Source organism: Pseudomonas sp. SID14000 (assembly GCF_002165135.1).
Lineage (GTDB): Bacteria > Pseudomonadota > Gammaproteobacteria > Pseudomonadales > Pseudomonadaceae > Aquipseudomonas.
On the sequence record NZ_NFZQ01000006.1, the window covers coordinates 175,100 to 191,294 of the forward strand.

Below are 16,195 nucleotides of genomic sequence, written 5' to 3' on the forward strand. Positions count from 1 at the left end.
CATAAGCCCGCCAGCATAAACAATCATGGGGGTAGTTTGTACTTATTGTTACGACGCGCAGGGGCGACTTAGGTTTAATGCCCTGCAGCCTTGCATAAACGTTTCATGGCTCAGGAGTTCGTATGATTCAGGACGTACGCCCCAGTGGTACCCCCTTCAAGCGGCTATTCTTCGCTTTGCCGGTCAGCGATGCCCAGCGCCGCACCCTGGCCCAGTGGCGACGCGGCTTGAACCTGCGCAGCGGCAAGCCGGTGCCGGCCGCCAACTTCCATGTAACACTGCTGTTCCTCGGTGATGTGGATACCGCCCATGTGCCTGCAATTTGCGCGGCGGTCGACCAGCTGGCGCTTCCGGCCGCGGCACCACGGCTGTTACTGGACCGCTTGCAGGTGTGGCAGCGGGCCAGCGCCCTGGTGCTGGAAGCGCAGCAGGCACCACCGGCCCTGTTGCAACTGGTTTACAGCTTGCAGCAGGCGCTGCTGCCGTTGGGGGTGGAAGCGGCCGACCGTGAGTATCGCCCGCACCTGACGCTGGCCAGGGAGTACCGCGGCCAGCCGCCAGAGGCCAGTAGCGCGCCGGATTTCTATCTCGCTGCCCGCCATTTCACACTGTACGAGTCGCGCAAGGGCGCTTACTGGCCATTGGCGCAGTGGCCGCTGTCGAGTTGATTCAGGCCGTGACCTCGCAGTCTGCGAACATCCGCTCACCCAGCCTGTGTGCCGTGTGCAGGTGCGGTGCCGGGTCTGCGCCTTCGCTATCGTCCAGCAGGGTGGAGCTGAGTACCTCGGCGCCGCAGTAATCGAAAATACCGTGCTCGATCTGCACGCGCATCGCCTCGCCATAGCCATGCCGTTCGAAGGTGCCGCGATCGGCACCGGCGACACCGACCAGGTGCACCTTCATGCCGCGCAGCTTCTTGACGGTGATGCCTCCTTCATAGTCGAACGCCCAGCCGTTGCTGAACACCCGCTCGACCCAGCCTTTGAGCAAGGCCGGCAGCGACCACCAATAGATGGGGTAGACCAGCACCAGTGCATCGGCGCGTTCGATGCGCGCCTGCTCCTTGAGTACATCCGCTGGCGGGGCCGCCAGCCGACGGTGCACTGCATGGTCGGCAAGGCCGAAGCGTGGGTCGAAACCTTCACTGGCCAGGTCGGCGATTTCGCTGCCGTGGCCGGCATTGGCCAGGCCGACGGCGATCTGGCGGGCCAGCGCATGGGTAAGGGATTGCGGGTCGTGATGACCGACGACGATCAGGGCGTGCATGGTTGTCTCTCCAGGACGGGATGCAGAGTTACCCAGAGCGTTATATACTCTAGGTAAGTTACGTTCGGTAAGTTACTTTTGGTAGGTAATAATGTCAAGCGATGATCAAACCCGCTCGCGCAAGCGCCTGAGCCGCGACGAGCGCCGTCGGCAGTTGCTCGATGTGGCCTGGCAGTTGGTGCGGGAGGAGGGCACCGATGCCCTGAGCCTCGGCCGTTTGGCCGAGCAGGCGGGGGTGACGAAGCCGGTGGTGTACGACCACTTCGAGACCCGCACCGGCCTGCTGGTGGTGCTGTATCAGCAATACGACGCACGCCAGACGCGAATGCTGGAGCAGGCGCTGGTGCGCTGTGATGCCAGCCTGGCCAGCCGCGCCGGGGTAATTTCCGAGGCCTACGTGGACTGTGTGATGAGTCAGGGGCGTGAGATACCGGGAGTGTCGGCGGCATTGGCCGGCTCGCCGGAAATGGAAGCGCTCAAGCGGGCGTATGAGCAGCCGTTTCTGGACAAGTGCCGCGAGGCGTTGGTCGGGTTTTCGCCCAGTGGCAACATTGGGCTGGCGGGCATGCGCCTGATGGTGGGGGCGGCGGATGCCTTGTCGCAGGCAGCTGCGGCGGGGGAGCTGGACGCCGGGCAGGCCAAGGCCGAATTGCAGGCAGCAATAGTGGCGATGGTCGAGCGGCAATGAAGCCTTGAGAGTACCCGGGCTGCTCTGCAGCCCATCGCCGGCAGGCGATCACACCGGCAGGCTCTGATGCGGCAACTCATCCCCCGGGCTGCGGGCGAACTGACGCTTGTACTCGCGGCTGAACTGCGAGGTGCTCTGGTACCCGACCCGGTGCGCGACCTGCGCCACCCCCAGGCCTTCGCCGATCAGCATTTGCTGGGCTTTCAGCAGCCGCAGGCGCTTGAGGTACTGCATCGGTGCCATGTCGGTGCAGCGCTTGAAGTGCTCGTGGAAGGTCGAAACGCTCATGTTGGCGCGCGCGGCCAGCGCTTCCACGCTCAGCGGCTCGGTGTAGTGCTCGCGCAGGTGGGCAAGGGCGGCGCCGATGCGGGCGAAGTGCCCCTGTTGCTCCACCAATGCCCGCAACACGCCGGCCTGTGGGCCGCGCAGGGCGGTGTACAGCACTTCGCGTACCCGCGCCGGGCCCAGCACCTTGGCGTCCATTGGGTCCTGCAGGCAGCGCAGCAGCCGTTCCACGCATTCGCGCATCGGAGCATCGAGTGCCGCCGAGGTCATCGACTGCGGAGTTTGCGCCTGCACCGCGGCATCCGGCGCCAAGGCCATGTTTTGCACCAGTTCACCCAGCACGCCGCGGTCGATGTCCACCGCCACGCCCAGCAGCGGCGCTTCGGGGGTGGCGAAGGTTTCGCACATGAACGGCACCGACAATGCCTGCACCAGGTAATGCCCGGCACCGTACTCCAGGGTACGCGGCCCCAGGCGCGCCAGCTTGCTGCCCTGGGCCAGGATCATCAGGCTGGGTTCGTAGATCTGCGGGCTGCTGGCCACATAGTGCTCCCAGCTCAGCACCTGCACCTGGGGCAGGTGCGTGGGCACGAAGCCCGGGCGCGTGGCGAGGCTGCGGATCAGTGCGCAAAGCGGCGCATTGGCGTCGACATGGCGGGTCAGTTGCATGATGGACCTGGGCAGAGAATCGGACAGTCTAATCATCGCAGAATGACGGCCCGGCGCCAGGCACTGCATGGCATCTTCGGAGAATCAGGCATGGATGCCGGAGAATCAGCTGTGGGCGAGGCGGCGCATGGCGCGCAGAATGCGCCGCCTGAATCGTTTCACTTCTTAGCGAGGCCCTGCATGTACACCGCCATCGGTTACGCCGCCCAGACCCCTACCAGCCCCTTGACCCCCATGACCTTCGAGCGCCGCAGCCCGCGCCCGGACGACGTCGCCATCGAGATCCTGTACTGCGGTGTGTGCCACTCCGACATCCACCAGGCGCGCAACGAATGGGGCATTGCCGTGTACCCCCTGATGCCTGGCCACGAGATCATCGGCCGGGTCACCGCAGTGGGCGACAAAGTGACCGCGCACAAAGTCGGCGACCTGGTCGGCGTTGGCTGCATGGTCGATTCGTGCCGCCACTGCGAAGCCTGTGCCAAGGACCTGGAGCAATACTGCCTGGAAGGGCCGACCATGACCTATGCCACCCCGGACCGGGTCGACGGCAGCAACACCATGGGCGGTTACTCCAGCAGCATCGTGGTCAGCGAGCACTTCGTGGTGCGCATTCCGGCCGGCATGGACCTGCCCAGCGCCGCGCCGATCCTCTGCGCCGGCATCACCACCTATTCGCCGCTCAAGCACCACGGTGTCGGCCCCGGTCACAAGATCGGCATCCTTGGCATGGGCGGCCTGGGCCACATGGGTATCAAGCTGGCCAAGGCCCTGGGCGCCGAAGTGACCCTGTTCACCCGCTCCCAGGCCAAAGCCGAGGAAGCCCGCCGCCAGGGTGCCGACCATGTGATCGTGTCTACCGATACCGAGCAGATGCGCGCTGCGGCGGGTCGCTTCGACTTCCTGCTCGACACCATCCCGGTGCAGCACGACCTCAACCCGTACCTGGAAACCCTCAAGTTCGATGGCGTGCACATCCTGGTCGGCCTGATCGAGCCGATCGACCCGGCGGTGCATGCGGCCAATCTGGTGATGAAGCGTCGGGTGCTGGCGGGGTCGTTGATCGGTGGTATTGCCCAGACACAGGAAGTGCTGGACTTCTGTGCCGAGCACGCCATTCGTTGTGATATCGAGCTGCTGGATATTCGCAACATCAACCAGGCGTATGAGCGGATGATTGCCGGGGATGTGAAGTACCGGTTCGTGATCGATATGGCCACTTTGCAGGGCTGACTGATGGGTTGCCTGTGCTGGCCTCTTCGCGGGTGAACCCGCTCCCACAGGCACGCAGGCTTCAGGTTCTGTGTTGAAGCTTCTCACAGAGACTGCACAGACCTTGGCGCCTGTGATGTCCCTGTGGGAGCGGGTTTACCCGCGAAAAGGCCGGTACAGGCCATAAAGGTGCTGGATCTGTTACCAGGCCAATGCCCTGTCCCAGCCTTTCCAGAACAACCACCGCCGCACCTCGCCATGCGCCCCGGTACCGATCTGCCAGGCCGGCCGCCCGCTATCCAGGGCAATCACCGAAACAAACCCGGCATGGCTTGCCGCCACCAGCGTACGCCCGTCGGTACTGATATCCAGCGCACTGATGGTCGACCCCAGGTAATGTTGCCAATGCTCCAGGCCATCTTCGCCAAACGCCCGCAGGTAACCATAGGCATCCCCCACGATGTACTCGCCGTCGCGCGCCACGCCGGCATACACCCGTGCGCCATCCTGCACCAGCAGGGTACGTGGGTCCTGGCTGTAGTAATCGGTATCCAGCCCAGGCAAGTCGGCCACCCTGACGGCCAGCGTGGCACCGCTGTAGAAATGGCAGGCATTGAGTATCAACTGGTCACCCGTGCGGTTGAACAGCGCAAAGTGCGGATATTCGCTGGCCGGGCCGATTGCCGCCATGGGCCTGAGCTGGTCGTCCAGTACCAGATGGCGGCTGCCTTGCTCGCCGATCACGATCAACCGGCCATCTACCGACACCGCACCGTGCTCCATGCTCAGCCCCAGGCTGATGTCGTCAGGGTCGGTGCCTTCGTCCAGCTCGTCGAGCACCCGTGCCTGGTGTGGTAGCAGGCGGGTCGCGCCGTGGCAGGCCAGCAGGAAGATGCCCTCGGCACTCACCAGCAGTACCCGCTGGCCATCCGGAAACGGGATCAGCGCGCTCGGCGTGGGTGGCAGGTCGAACGGCTCGAACGGGTAACCCGCCGGCAACCCCTCCAGCCCCGTGGGCCAGGCCAGGCGCAGCACTTGCGGGCCGCCCCAGCCATCGGTCACGCGCACGCCCTCGGCATTGGCCAGGGCGAAGTAGCGGCGGGCCGGGCAGCGGCCGAAGTGATCGATGCCGATCACCGGGGTCACCCCGTGGCAGTCGATGCGCACCACTTGACCCTTTTCATGCGGCATGCCGATGCGTGCCAGCAGGCTGCCGTCCTCCAGCAGCAGGACGTTGCTGATTCCTTGGCCGTGCTCGTCAAGCAACGGCACAAGGGGCTGGTGGGCAGGTGGCCAAGCTTCGCGGAAGGCCTGGCGCTGCTGCTCGTCGACACCGGGGCGGTTGGCCTCCTGCAGGGCTGCCAGCCAGGCCTCGAGGAGATGTTCGGTGGCCGGCGCCTGCGGTGCTTCGAGGTGATCCCAGCCTTGCGTACGGCCCTGCGCGACATAATCGTTGACGGCCTGTGCATAGGCGGTGACTGCCTGCTGCCACTGTTGCTGGGGGGGCTGCTGGTCCATGAGCGGATCGGGCTCCTTGTTGCTGCATACGCGTTTCATGCAAAGCGCGCATGGTACTCCGTCTGCCCGCCTCGCGGTTGTGAGGCCCCGGTTTGACGCGTACCATGCCGGGCATTCCTTCCAAATAACAAAGCGTGCGCCTACACCTATGCAAGCGGGTGGGGGGCGTGCGCCCTGTTGCCTTGTCTGCGGAGAACCGGTTTCTCACCCATGAACGGACCCACACCCACCAACAGGCCACCCACGGCGGGTGGCGGCAGCTGGCTGAGCGTCATTGCCCTGGCCCTGGCGGCCTTCATCTTCAACACTACCGAGTTCGTCCCGGTGGCGCTGCTCAGCGACATTGGCCGCAGCTTTGACATGAGCACCGCCCAGGTCGGCCTGATGCTGACCATCTACGCCTGGGTGGTGGCGCTGGCCTCGCTACCGATGATGCTGCTGACCCGCAACATCGAGCGGCGGCGCCTGTTGCTGTTCGTATTCCTGGTGTTCATCGTCAGCCACTTGCTGTCGTGGTTGTCACAGAGCTTTGCCATGTTGCTGGTCAGCCGTATCGGTATTGCCCTGGCGCATGCGGTGTTCTGGGCCATCACTGCCTCCCTGGCGGTACGCGTGGCGCCGCCCGGCCAGCAGGCCAAGGCACTGGGGCTGCTAGCCACCGGCACCACCCTGGCCATGGTCCTGGGTATCCCGCTGGGCCGTGTGGTGGGCGAAGCGCTGGGCTGGCGCATCACCTTCCTGAGCATTGCCGGGGTGGCGCTGGCGACCATGCTGTGCCTGATGAAGTCGCTGCCGCTGCTGCCAAGCCAGAACTCGGGCTCGCTGCGCAGCCTGCCGATCCTGTTCAGGCGCCCGGCGCTGGTGATCACCTATGTGTTGGTGACGCTGGTGATTACCGCGCAGTTCACCGCCTATAGCTACATTGAGCCGTTCGCCCTGCACGTGGCGCAGATCGGCGGTGAACGCACCACGCTGTTACTGCTGCTGTTCGGGGGGGCCGGGGTATTCGGCTCGTTGCTGTTCAGCCGTTACAGCGACCGCTTCCAGCATGGCTTCCTGGTGGGCTCGATCGGCCTGCTGGCGGCGTGCCTGTTGCTGCTGTTGCCGCTGTCGGGCAACTTCTATGTGTTCGCCGCGTTGAGCATGTTCTGGGGTGTGGCGATCCTCAGCTTCAGCTTGTCGCTGCAGTCCAAGACCTTGAAGCTGGCATCCGAAGCCACCGATGTGGCCATGGCGCTGTTTTCGGGGATCTACAACATTGGTATTGGCGGTGGCGCGTTGCTGGGCAGTATCGTCAGCAGCCGGTTGGATGTGGCGGATATCGGCCTGGTGGGGGGGAGCGTCGCGGTGCTCGGTTTGCTGCTGGCCGTTGCCAGCACCCGGCGGTTCCGTGAGGCGCTGAGCGGGATGCCTGGGCATTCCTGAGTACCCGTGCTGGTTTCTTCGCGGGCACGCCCGCTCCCACAGGTACTGGCGATAGAGGGCTCAAGTCAGCACGGCAGCCCATGGCCACCGCTCAGTGTGGAACGATTGTGCAGCCATTGGTCAGCGCCCGGTTGCGCAGGGCCTCGAAGCGTTCGCGCAGCCACAGGTGCAGTTGCGCCACCGCGGGCGTGAGTTGCTTGCGGTGGGGGCACACCAGGGTAACCGGGGCGGGCTCACCGAGGTATTCGGGCAGGACGATTTCCAGTTCTCCGGCCACGACGTTGGCGGTTACGTCCAGCCACGACTTGTAGACGATGCCTTCGCCTTGCAAGGCCAGGCGGCGGATCACGTCGGCATCGTCGCTGACCAGCGGCCCGCGCACCTGCACGGTACGGTTGCCGACCCGCCACTTGTCATAGACCCGGTTGTGCTGCATGTACAGCAGGCAGGTGTGTTGCTGCAGGGCTTCGGGTGTGAGCGGGCGGCCGTGGCGGGCCAGGTAGTCGGGCGCGGCCACCAGTACCCGGCGGTTCCAGTCGGCCAGCGGCAGGGCAATGTAGTTGGCGTCCTGGTTAAGGCCATAGCGGATCGCCACATCCACCGGGTCGCGGTTGAGGTCGGCGATCTGGTCGGACAGCAAGTAGCGCAGGTGCAGGGCCGGGTGTTCGCGGCGGAAGGCGCTCAGCCACGGCAGCAGCATGTTGCGGCCCAGGTCGGAAGGTGCCGACACCTGCAGCGTACCGCGCAGAGTGTTGGGGTTGCCATGTAGATCTTCACGGCCCTGACGCAGGCTCTCCAGTACATTCAGGGCGGTCGGCAGGTATAACTCGCCTTCGGCGGTCAGGCGCAGGCTGCGGGTAGTGCGGGCGAACAGGCGCACGTCGAGGTCGCGTTCCAGGCGCTTGATCGCGGCGGCCACCTGGCCTGGCAGCAGCTCGGCCTCGTGGGCGGCGGCGGTGAAGCTGCCCAGCACGCTGCTGCGGACGAACAGTTCGAGGTCGGCGATGCGCAGCATTTTCACTCCAGGGATGAAAGTGTTGCTGCATTGTGCCGGTTTTTCTTTTCTACAGGAAAGATAAGATGCACGGCAAATCCCCATTCATTCCCGGAGTTGTTGCATGGATACCGTCTCGCTGGCCAAGCGCCGCTACACCACCAAAGCCTACGATGCCTCGCGCCGTATTCCTCAGGCCACTGTCGATGCCCTGCTCGAGCAACTGCGCCACAGCCCGTCCTCGGTCAACTCGCAGCCGTGGCATTTCATCGTCGCCGACAGTGCCGAAGGCAAGGCCCGCCTGGCCAAGAGCACCGCAGAGCGCTATGCCTACAATTCGCCGAAGATCCTCGATGCCTCGCATGTGATCGTGTTCTGCACCCGTACCGAGATGACCGAAGCACACCTGAATGCCGTGCTCGATCAGGAAACTGCCGATGGCCGCTTCCGTGATGAGCAGGCGCGTGCCGGGCAGAACCAGGGCCGCCGGCATTACGTCGACCTGCACCGCTTTGACCAGAAAGACGTGCAGCACTGGATGGAAAAGCAGACCTACCTGGCGTTGGGTACTGCCTTGCTGGGGGCGGCGGCACATGGGTTGGACGCGACACCAATCGAGGGCTTCGATAGCAAGATTCTCGATGGCGAACTTGGCCTGCGCGAGCGTGGCTTCACCAGTGTGGTCATGCTCAGCCTGGGCTATCGCAGCGAGACGGACTTCAACGCCGGGCTGAACAAGTCGCGGTTGCCGGCTTCGCAGGTGTTCACCTTCCTGTGAGATTGCGGGGCCGCTTTGCGGCCCCATCTTCGCGCCCGGCTTGCAAAATCCGGCATATGCCGCATACTTGTCGGCAAACGCCGGAAAGGAGAGAGCCATGCTTGCCGAAGTGCTTCGCGACAACGGTTACCACGAGTACCGGGCGCGCCTGCATGCGCTGCTGGAAATCCCCGAACTCGCCAGTGACTTCGAAATCCATACCCGTATCACCCACGGCTTTGCCGCCACCTGGCTGGTGAAATTGACCGAGCTCGGCGTGTTCACCCCCGTGGAGCGTGACCAGATCATTCCGCTGCGCACCCTGAAAACCCGCATCGAACGTGACCAGCCACTGACCGTGGAGGAAAGCGACCGGCTATTTCGCTCTGCCCATATCACCGCCATGGCAGAAGCCGTGTTCGGCGAAGCGGGCAAGGCCAAGCGCTGGTTGTCCAAACCCAAGGAGCGCTTCTCGGGGCTGACGCCGATGCAGATGCTCACCACCCAGCAAGGCACCACCCAGGTCGAAGAGATGCTGCTGCAGATCGCAGAGGGCTTTGGTCTGTGATTCTGTGGCGTATCAGCGCCTATGCAGATTTGAGCGGAACGGGCGGCTTGCGTGTCAGCGGTCGCTGGCACCAGGCGGGCCGGCCAGTGGTGTATGCCGCCACCAGTCCGGCCGGGGCGATGCTTGAGGTGCTGGTGCACCTGGAGATCGACCCTGAGGATTTTCCCACCACCATGCGCCTGCTCCGCATCGAGTTGCCCGACACCGTTTCGCAAGCGCAGTTGCCTGCTTTGCAGCCTGGCTGGTCGAACCAGACCGAACTGACCCGGGGCCTGGGCAACCGCTTTCTGGATGAGTGTTCGGCATTGCTGCTGCCGGTGCCGAGCGCGATCATGCCCAGCACCACTAATTACCTGTTCAACCCGCGCCACCCGCAGGCAAACAGCGCCAGGCTCGAGGTCGAGGACTTCACGCCGGACAGCCGGCTGTTCTAGGGCAGCGTTACCACAGTGCAGCTGATGCCGCTGCCAGCACCCGGGCAAACACTTCAAGCGCCTTGTCCACTTCAGCCTCGTTGCTGAAACGCCCGATGCTAAGGCGCACGCTGTTGCGTGCCTGGCGTTCATCCAGCCCCAGCGCCAGCAGCACATGCGAGGCTGAATTGTTCGCCGAGTTACAGGCCGAGGTGGTCGACAACGCCAGCTCGCTGGCCAGCGCCGCACTGTTGAAGCCCTTGCTGTCGATACACAGGTTCAGCGTATGGGGAATGCGCTGGTTGGCGCAGCCGTTGAGGGTAACGCCGGGCAGGGCCAGCAGGCCCTCGCGCAGGCGTCTGGCCAGTTGCTCAAGGCGCAGGTGTTCGCTGTCGCCGGGCTGGCCGGCCAGGGCAAAGGCGCTGCCCATGCCGGCAATCTGGTGGGTCGCGAGGGTTCCGGAACGCAGGCCCTGCTCATGGCCGCCGCCGTGCATCTGCGCACGCATCAGTGTGCGGGCGCGCGGCCCCACGTAGAGCGCACCGATGCCCTTGGGTCCATACACCTTGTGCGCCGAGAACGACATCAGGTCCACGGCCATCGCGCTCAGATCAATGGCCAGTTTGCCCACCGCCTGCGCCGCATCCACGTGCAGCAGGGCACCGTGGGCACGCACCTGTTCGCCAATTGCGGCAAAGTCGGTGATCGTACCCAGTTCATTGTTGACCGCCATCAGCGACACCAGACGGGTGTCGGCGCGTAACGCTGCCTGCACTGCTGCAGGTTGAACAAGGCCGGCAGCATCCGGTGTCAGGCGGGTAACCGCCCAGCCCTGGCGCTCCAGTTCGGCCACCGTGTCGAGCACGGCCTTGTGTTCCAGCTGGCTGGTGATCAGGTGCCCGGGCTGGCCAAGGCCCTGGGCAATGCCCTTGAGCGCCAGGTTGTTGGACTCGGTCGCACCCGAGGTCCAGACCAGTGCATCGGCCTGTGCGCCGACGCGTTCGGCCACTTGCTGGCGGGCCTGCTCCACTGCGTGGCGGGCGGCCTGGCCGAAGGCATGGCCACTGGACGCCGGGTTGCCGAAGTTGGCCTGGCTGCCAAGGCAGGCGAGCATGGTTTCGATGACCCGGTCGTCGACCGGAGTGGTGGCGGCGTAATCGAAGTAGAGCGGGGCGCTGGGCATTGGGGCGGGTCCGTGTCTGTCGCAGTGAAATCGGCGATCGTTGGAGTAAGCGTACCCGCTGCCTTAGAGATATTTTTCGCTTCCTGTAGCTCTATTTTCACGTCATGTAGTAGTTCTTTCTACATAATTAATTGCATATGGAATATTTTTCTCCTGGTGACGAAATATTCACTAGAGACCCTGGGTAACGTCTTCAGGCCGGTGCCGAGGCTTTTTCTTCCTCGGCCACCACACGTTCGCACAACTCGGTGATCTGCTCGCGCATCCAGCGGTTGGCCGGATCCTGATCGGTGCTTTCATGCCAGTACAGGTGCGTTTCCAGCGCTGGCACCTCCACCGGTAATGGCTGGTAACGCAACTGATGGCGGCGGGCGAAGCGCTCGGGGACGGTCATCGCCATGTCGGTCTGCTGCAACACCTGCGAGGCCATCAGGTAATGCTGCGAGCGCAAGGCAACCTTGCGTTGCACGCCCATCTTGCCCAGGGCCAGGTCGACATAGCCCAGGCCGTTGCGCCGGCTGGAGATATGGATGTGGGTCATGCCCAGGTAGCTGTCGAGGGTCAGCTTGCTGTCGGCCAGCGGGTGGCCCTGGCGCAGGGCGCAGACATAGCGGTCTTGCATCAGCTTGACGTGGCGTACCTGCGGGTCGGTGTTCAATGGTGCGTCGATGGCGAAGTCCAGGCGGCCGGCGGCCAGTTCCTTGGTGGTCTCGCGGCGCTTGCACAGGAAGCTTTCGATCAGTACCGCAGGTGCCAGGCGGCGCAGGCGCTGGAACAGCGGCGGCAGGATCACCGCTTCGGTCAGGTCGGTCATGCTGATGCGGAAGGTCTTGTTGGCCTGCTGCGGGTTGAAGATACGGCTTTCCTGCACCGATGTTCGCAGCAGGGCCAGGGCATTGCGCACCGGGCCGATGATGTTCTGCGCCATGGGCGTGGGCACCATGCCTTGGGCGGTGCGCACGAACAGCGGGTCGTTGAAGGTTTCACGCAGCCGCGAAAGGGCGTTGGATACTGCCGGCTGGGTGATGCCGACAATCTGCCCGGCGCGGGTCAGGTTGGCTTCGGTATAGATCGCATCGAACACGATGAACAGGTTGAGGTCGACCTTGCTGAGGTTCATGGACGCCGCTCTTTGTTGGAATTATGGGGCGATCATATATCGGTTATGAATGTTTATACACGCGGAAAATAGACTAGGTGGATGGGCCCAAGCTGCTCTAGGCTCTGGCCCATGTATTCCGAACCGTGAAGGTAGCCCCCGATGGATTTCGCCTATTCGCCCAAGGTCCAGGCACTGCGTGAGCGCGTCAGCGCGTTCATGGACGCCTATGTCTATCCAGCCGAGGCGGTGTTCGAGCGCCAGGTCGCCGAGGGCGACCGCTGGCAGCCCACCGCAATCATGGAAGAGCTCAAGGCCAAGGCCCGCGCCGAAGGGTTGTGGAACCTGTTCCTGCCAGAATCGGAATACGGCGCCGGCCTGAGCAACATGGAATACGCCCCGCTGGCGGAAATCATGGGGCGCTCTTTGCTCGGCCCGGAACCGTTCAACTGCTCGGCACCGGACACCGGCAACATGGAAGTGCTGGTGCGTTATGGCAGCACAGCGCAGAAGCGCCAGTGGCTGGAGCCGCTGCTACATGGCGAGATCCGGTCGGCATTCGCCATGACCGAACCGGACGTGGCCTCCTCGGATGCCACCAACATGGCCGCCACCGCCGTGCGTGACGGTGACCAATGGGTAATCAACGGCCGCAAATGGTGGACCTCCGGCGCTTGCGACCCACGCTGCAAGGTGATGATCTTCATGGGCCTGTCCAACCCTGAAGGGCCACGCCACCAGCAGCACTCGATGGTGCTGGTGCCCACCAATGCGCCCGGGGTGAAGATCGTCCGCCCGCTGCCGGTGTTCGGCTATGACGATGCTCCCCATGGCCACGCCGAGGTGCTTTTCGAGAACGTGCGGGTGCCATATGAGAACGTGATCCTGGGTGAGGGCCGTGGCTTCGAGATTGCCCAGGGGCGCCTGGGCCCTGGCCGTATCCACCACTGCATGCGCTCGATCGGCATGGCAGAGCGGGCGCTGGAGCTTATGTGCAAGCGTTCGGTGGAGCGTACTGCCTTCGGCAGGCCACTGGCGCGCCTGGGTGGCAACATCGACAAGATCGCCGACTCGCGCATGGAGATCGACATGGCCCGGCTGCTGACGCTGAAGGCGGCCTACATGATGGACAGGGTCGGCAACAAGGTGGCCCGCAGCGAGATTGCGCAGATCAAGGTAGTGGCGCCGAACGTGGCACTGAAGGTGATCGACCGGGCGATCCAGATTCATGGTGGGGCAGGGGTGAGTGGCGATTTCCCGCTGGCTTACATGTACGCCATGCAACGCGCCTTGCGCCTGGCCGACGGGCCAGATGAAGTGCACCGGGCGGCGATCGGCAAGTATGAGATCGGCAAGTACGTGCCGGCGGAGATGATGCGTAGCGGACGATGATTTACCGGCTTGTTCCGGCCTCTTCGCGGGCTTGCCCGCGAAGAGGCCCTTGAAGGCTCACTGGTTCCTCTGGATGGTCAGACCCGCATCTGCGGGTCTTCCTCCTTCTCGCTGACTGTGCGATCGGCATTTGAAGGCTGCCTGGATTGAGCCTCCTTGCTTTCCGGCTTCTCCCCCCGCGTCTTGAGCAACGAAACCACCACCCCACCCAGCAACAACCCGAACGTCACCCCCAACGACAGCAACGCCGGCACCTTACCCACCATGCCGTGGTAGAAGATTTTGCAGCCAATGAAGATCAACACCAGCGCCAGCGCATACTTGAGGTACACGAACCGGTGCATCAGCGCGGCCAGCGCGAAGTACAGCGAGCGCAAGCCAAGGATGGCAAATATGTTCGAGGTGTAGACGATGAACGGGTCCTGGGTGATGGCGAAGATTGCCGGCACGCTGTCGACGGCGAACACCAGGTCGGCCAGTTCGATCAACACCAGCGCCATGAACAGCGGGGTGGCGTAGCGTAGTGCCTTGTGCTGCCCGGGCGGGGTCTGGTGCACGAAGAAGTGCGAGCCGTGGATCTGCTCGGTGACCCGCATGTGCCGGCGCACGAACTTCAGGATCGGGTTGTTGGCCAGGTCGGGACGGCTGTCTTCCTTCGACAGCGCCATCTTCACCCCGGTAAACAGCAGGAAGGCTCCAAAGATGTACAGCACCCAGGCGAAGTTCTGCACCAGCGCCGCGCCCACGCCGATCATTATCGCCCGCAGGAACACTACCCCGAGGATGCCCCAGAACAGCACGCGGTGCTGGTAGCGGCGGGGGATAGCGAAATAGCCGAAGATCATCGCCATGACGAACACGTTGTCCATCGACAGCGACTGCTCGACCAGGAACCCGGTGTAGAACTCCAGCGCCGATTGCGCGCCCAACTGGTACCAGACTCCGGCACCGAATAGCACGCCGACGCTGAAATAGCCCGAATACAGCAGCAGGCTTTCGCGCATTTCGATTTCCCGGTCGTGGCGGTGCAGCACGCCCAGGTCGAGTACCAGCAATCCGATGACGATGGCCATGAATACCAGCCACAACCAGGTGCTGGTACCGAGGAACGAGGTGGTGAGGAATGCTTGTAGAGCTGTCATGAGCCCCTCCTTGAATGTCGACGTTGCATGGCAACAGTGATCCGACATGGCGGCCTGGCAGCCGTCAGAGGGGCCCGGTATCACATGGGCTTGAGCCTAGACCCGTTTGCCGGTGATGCCGAATGGGGAGCTGTTACATTTCTTTGCCAGGCAAGGCGTACAGGGATTTGGGCCGCTTTCGGATCAATACACCCACACTTCCACCCGACGATTACGCAACCGCCCTTGCTCCAGCTCGTTCCCTGCCACTGGCAGTTCATCCCCCATCCCCGTCACCTCCAGCACCTCCACGCCATCGCGCGCCAGTTCACGGCGCACCGCCTGGGCCCGCAGGCGGGAGAGCAGGGCGGCTCGACCGGGTGTCTCCTTGGGGTCGCCAAAGCCCACCAGCACCGCCCTGCGCTGCAGCTTGCCAGCCTGGCGGAGGTAGTCGGCCACCCGCTGCACATCGCGTAGGGCTTTGTTGTCGAGGCTGGCGCTGCCTTCCTGGAAGCGGAAGTTCACGCTCAAGCGCTGCGCCTGCTGGGCCAGGGTGCGGTAACGCGGCGGCATGTCGGCCTGGGGGGCTACAGGTTGGGCCTTGATCTGCTGCGAAACGAAACCCTGCTGGGCGACGATCGCCTGACCCGCCGGGCTCTGGGCGAAATCGGCCAAGGCCCTGGCCTGGGGCTTGGGGTTGGCCGGCAGGTAGAAATACAGGCGCCGCGATAGCGGGTAGTCCTCGCTGGCTACCAGTGCACGCGCCGGCAGCATGGCCGGCGCATCCCCCTCGGCCACCGCCAGCACCTTGGTCCCGTGCACCGCCGCCAGGCTGGTGAAGCCGATGGCTTGGCGATCGGCACCCACTCGCACGGCCAGCTCGTCGCTGGACTCGAAACGCTCAGCATTGGCAGAAAGCTCGCCGTGCTGAGGCTCCAGCACCAGCGCCTTGAAGGTCTCAAAGGTGCCGGAGCGGTCGTCACGGGCGTACAGGTGGATGGCCCCACCACTGACGCCCAGTTGTTCCCAGCGCTGGATCTGCCCCGAGAAAACCTGCGCCAGTTGCCGGGTGGTGAGCTGCGGTAGCGGGTTGTCGGGATGAACGATGACTGCGACGCCATCCAGGCCGATGACTTGTTCGGTGGCAGCGGCACGCAGGTCGCCCAAAGCCTGCAGTTGGCGTACTTCGCTGTCGTTGATTGGCCGCGAAGCGGCGGCCAGGTCGGCCTCGCCATGGCCCAGGGCAACGAAGCCGGTGCTGGAACCGTGGGCTGCGATGTCGATGCGCAAAGGTTGGCCGTGTGCATCGCGAGCGGTTATGACCGTCTCGTTGGCCAGCTTGCCCGGGTGTTGCTCAATGGCGGTAGCTTGCTGTGCGCGCAATTGCCCCTGCACCAGCGCCGGCAGCAAGGCCGCGCCAATGGTGTTGGAGCCTTGCACGCGCAGGTGCGCGGGCGCGGCCAGGGTCGCCAGCGGTAGCAGGGTGAACAGCAAGACAAGCAGGCGGGGCATGCCGGAAGGCCTATGGCATAGGGTTGGCCGGCAGATTACGACAGTGGCGTGATGTTAATGTGACGGTGTTGCTCACATCTTGAGTCGTGCAGC

General features: G+C 64.0%; 16 protein-coding genes. 8 read left to right on the forward strand and 8 right to left on the reverse strand.

Features of this window, described 5'->3' with window-relative positions:
- Window positions 1–122 precede the first annotated feature (122 nt).
- Window positions 123–668 (forward strand): RNA 2',3'-cyclic phosphodiesterase, encoded by a 546-nt coding sequence (gene thpR / locus CAY82_RS11030; protein WP_087501218.1) that lies wholly within the window; start codon window positions 123–125, stop codon window positions 666–668.
- A gap of 1 nt (window position 669) precedes the next feature.
- Here the strand turns inward: thpR and CAY82_RS11035 are convergent, their stop codons facing one another.
- A complete protein-coding gene (locus CAY82_RS11035) occupies window positions 670–1,266 on the reverse strand; it encodes an NAD(P)H-dependent oxidoreductase (protein WP_087501219.1) in 597 nt (198 codons plus the stop codon).
- A 91-nt stretch (window positions 1,267–1,357) separates the two neighbouring features.
- On the opposite strand from CAY82_RS11035, the gene CAY82_RS11040 reads away from it, so the two are divergent.
- Entirely contained in the window at window positions 1,358–1,954 is a 597-nt protein-coding gene (locus CAY82_RS11040) for a TetR/AcrR family transcriptional regulator (RefSeq protein WP_087501220.1), read from the forward strand.
- Between the two features lie 48 nt (window positions 1,955–2,002).
- Here CAY82_RS11040 and CAY82_RS11045 read toward each other — a convergent pair whose 3' ends face one another.
- Complete coding sequence (locus CAY82_RS11045) at window positions 2,003–2,908, reverse strand: AraC family transcriptional regulator (protein WP_087501221.1); 906 nt, start codon at window positions 2,906–2,908, stop codon at window positions 2,003–2,005.
- Between the two features lie 180 nt (window positions 2,909–3,088).
- On the opposite strand from CAY82_RS11045, the gene calA reads away from it, so the two are divergent.
- Entirely contained in the window at window positions 3,089–4,141 is a 1,053-nt protein-coding gene (gene calA / locus CAY82_RS11050; RefSeq protein ID WP_087501222.1) for a vanillin reductase, read from the forward strand.
- A gap of 180 nt (window positions 4,142–4,321) precedes the next feature.
- Here calA and CAY82_RS11055 read toward each other — a convergent pair whose 3' ends face one another.
- The gene (locus CAY82_RS11055; RefSeq protein ID WP_087501223.1) at window positions 4,322–5,638 is read right to left on the reverse strand and encodes a hypothetical protein; all 1,317 of its coding nucleotides are present in this window, start codon (window positions 5,636–5,638) and stop codon (window positions 4,322–4,324) included.
- 210 nt (window positions 5,639–5,848) lie between these two features.
- Here CAY82_RS11055 and CAY82_RS11060 point away from each other — a divergent pair, with 210 nt between their 5' ends.
- Complete coding sequence (locus CAY82_RS11060) at window positions 5,849–7,063, forward strand: sugar transporter (protein ID WP_087501224.1); 1,215 nt, start codon at window positions 5,849–5,851, stop codon at window positions 7,061–7,063.
- Between the two features lie 91 nt (window positions 7,064–7,154).
- On the opposite strand, the gene CAY82_RS11065 is transcribed toward CAY82_RS11060, so the two are convergent.
- Window positions 7,155–8,078 (reverse strand): LysR family transcriptional regulator, encoded by a 924-nt coding sequence (locus CAY82_RS11065; RefSeq protein WP_087501225.1) that lies wholly within the window; start codon window positions 8,076–8,078, stop codon window positions 7,155–7,157.
- Window positions 8,079–8,181: 103 nt separating this feature from the next.
- Between CAY82_RS11065 and nfsB the strand changes: the two genes are divergently transcribed.
- The 3 genes from nfsB to CAY82_RS11080 all read left to right on the forward strand — a co-directional run bounded on the left by nfsB (window position 8,182) and on the right by CAY82_RS11080 (window position 9,816).
- Window positions 8,182–8,835, forward strand: coding sequence for an oxygen-insensitive NAD(P)H nitroreductase (gene nfsB, locus CAY82_RS11070; RefSeq protein WP_087501226.1), 654 nt, complete (start codon window positions 8,182–8,184; stop codon window positions 8,833–8,835).
- Window positions 8,836–8,932: 97 nt separating this feature from the next.
- On the forward strand, window positions 8,933–9,382 hold the full coding sequence (locus tag CAY82_RS11075) for an antitoxin Xre/MbcA/ParS toxin-binding domain-containing protein (protein ID WP_013973163.1): 450 nt from the start codon (window positions 8,933–8,935) through the stop codon (window positions 9,380–9,382).
- On the forward strand, window positions 9,379–9,816 hold the full coding sequence (locus CAY82_RS11080) for an RES family NAD+ phosphorylase (protein ID WP_024087362.1): 438 nt from the start codon (window positions 9,379–9,381) through the stop codon (window positions 9,814–9,816). Before CAY82_RS11075 ends, CAY82_RS11080 begins: the two co-directional genes overlap by 4 nt.
- 7 nt (window positions 9,817–9,823) lie before the next feature.
- Here CAY82_RS11080 and CAY82_RS11085 read toward each other — a convergent pair whose 3' ends face one another.
- A complete protein-coding gene (locus CAY82_RS11085; protein WP_087501227.1) occupies window positions 9,824–10,978 on the reverse strand; it encodes a cysteine desulfurase family protein in 1,155 nt (384 codons plus the stop codon).
- Between the two features lie 193 nt (window positions 10,979–11,171).
- Window positions 11,172–12,098 carry a LysR family transcriptional regulator gene (locus CAY82_RS11090; RefSeq protein WP_087501228.1) on the reverse strand — a complete coding sequence of 309 codons (927 nt, stop codon included), beginning with the start codon at window positions 12,096–12,098 and terminating at the stop codon, window positions 11,172–11,174.
- Between the two features lie 141 nt (window positions 12,099–12,239).
- On the opposite strand from CAY82_RS11090, the gene CAY82_RS11095 reads away from it, so the two are divergent.
- Entirely contained in the window at window positions 12,240–13,469 is a 1,230-nt protein-coding gene (locus CAY82_RS11095; RefSeq protein ID WP_087501229.1) for an acyl-CoA dehydrogenase, read from the forward strand.
- A 77-nt stretch (window positions 13,470–13,546) separates the two neighbouring features.
- Here CAY82_RS11095 and CAY82_RS11100 read toward each other — a convergent pair whose 3' ends face one another.
- A complete protein-coding gene (locus tag CAY82_RS11100; protein ID WP_087501230.1) occupies window positions 13,547–14,611 on the reverse strand; it encodes a TerC family protein in 1,065 nt (354 codons plus the stop codon).
- A gap of 183 nt (window positions 14,612–14,794) precedes the next feature.
- Complete coding sequence (locus CAY82_RS11105; protein WP_087501231.1) at window positions 14,795–16,102, reverse strand: substrate-binding domain-containing protein; 1,308 nt, start codon at window positions 16,100–16,102, stop codon at window positions 14,795–14,797.
- Window positions 16,103–16,195 lie beyond the last annotated feature (93 nt).

Excerpts from the sequence above, each read along its gene's own strand:
- thpR (WP_087501218.1), top strand. The coding sequence starts at position 123 with ATGATTCAGGACGTACGCCCCAGTGGTACCCCCTTCAAGCGGCTATTC.
- CAY82_RS11035 (WP_087501219.1), bottom strand. The coding sequence starts at position 1,266 with ATGCACGCCCTGATCGTCGTCGGTCATCACGACCCGCAATCCCTTACC.
- CAY82_RS11040 (WP_087501220.1), top strand. The coding sequence starts at position 1,358 with ATGTCAAGCGATGATCAAACCCGCTCGCGCAAGCGCCTGAGCCGCGAC.
- CAY82_RS11045 (WP_087501221.1), bottom strand. The coding sequence starts at position 2,908 with ATGCAACTGACCCGCCATGTCGACGCCAATGCGCCGCTTTGCGCACTG.
- calA (WP_087501222.1), top strand. The coding sequence starts at position 3,089 with ATGTACACCGCCATCGGTTACGCCGCCCAGACCCCTACCAGCCCCTTG.
- CAY82_RS11055 (WP_087501223.1), bottom strand. The coding sequence starts at position 5,638 with ATGGACCAGCAGCCCCCCCAGCAACAGTGGCAGCAGGCAGTCACCGCC.
- CAY82_RS11060 (WP_087501224.1), top strand. The coding sequence starts at position 5,849 with ATGAACGGACCCACACCCACCAACAGGCCACCCACGGCGGGTGGCGGC.
- CAY82_RS11065 (WP_087501225.1), bottom strand. The coding sequence starts at position 8,078 with ATGCTGCGCATCGCCGACCTCGAACTGTTCGTCCGCAGCAGCGTGCTG.
- nfsB (WP_087501226.1), top strand. The coding sequence starts at position 8,182 with ATGGATACCGTCTCGCTGGCCAAGCGCCGCTACACCACCAAAGCCTAC.
- CAY82_RS11075 (WP_013973163.1), top strand. The coding sequence starts at position 8,933 with ATGCTTGCCGAAGTGCTTCGCGACAACGGTTACCACGAGTACCGGGCG.
- CAY82_RS11085 (WP_087501227.1), bottom strand. The coding sequence starts at position 10,978 with ATGCCCAGCGCCCCGCTCTACTTCGATTACGCCGCCACCACTCCGGTC.
- CAY82_RS11090 (WP_087501228.1), bottom strand. The coding sequence starts at position 12,098 with ATGAACCTCAGCAAGGTCGACCTCAACCTGTTCATCGTGTTCGATGCG.
- CAY82_RS11095 (WP_087501229.1), top strand. The coding sequence starts at position 12,240 with ATGGATTTCGCCTATTCGCCCAAGGTCCAGGCACTGCGTGAGCGCGTC.
- CAY82_RS11100 (WP_087501230.1), bottom strand. The coding sequence starts at position 14,611 with ATGACAGCTCTACAAGCATTCCTCACCACCTCGTTCCTCGGTACCAGC.
- CAY82_RS11105 (WP_087501231.1), bottom strand. The coding sequence starts at position 16,102 with ATGCCCCGCCTGCTTGTCTTGCTGTTCACCCTGCTACCGCTGGCGACC.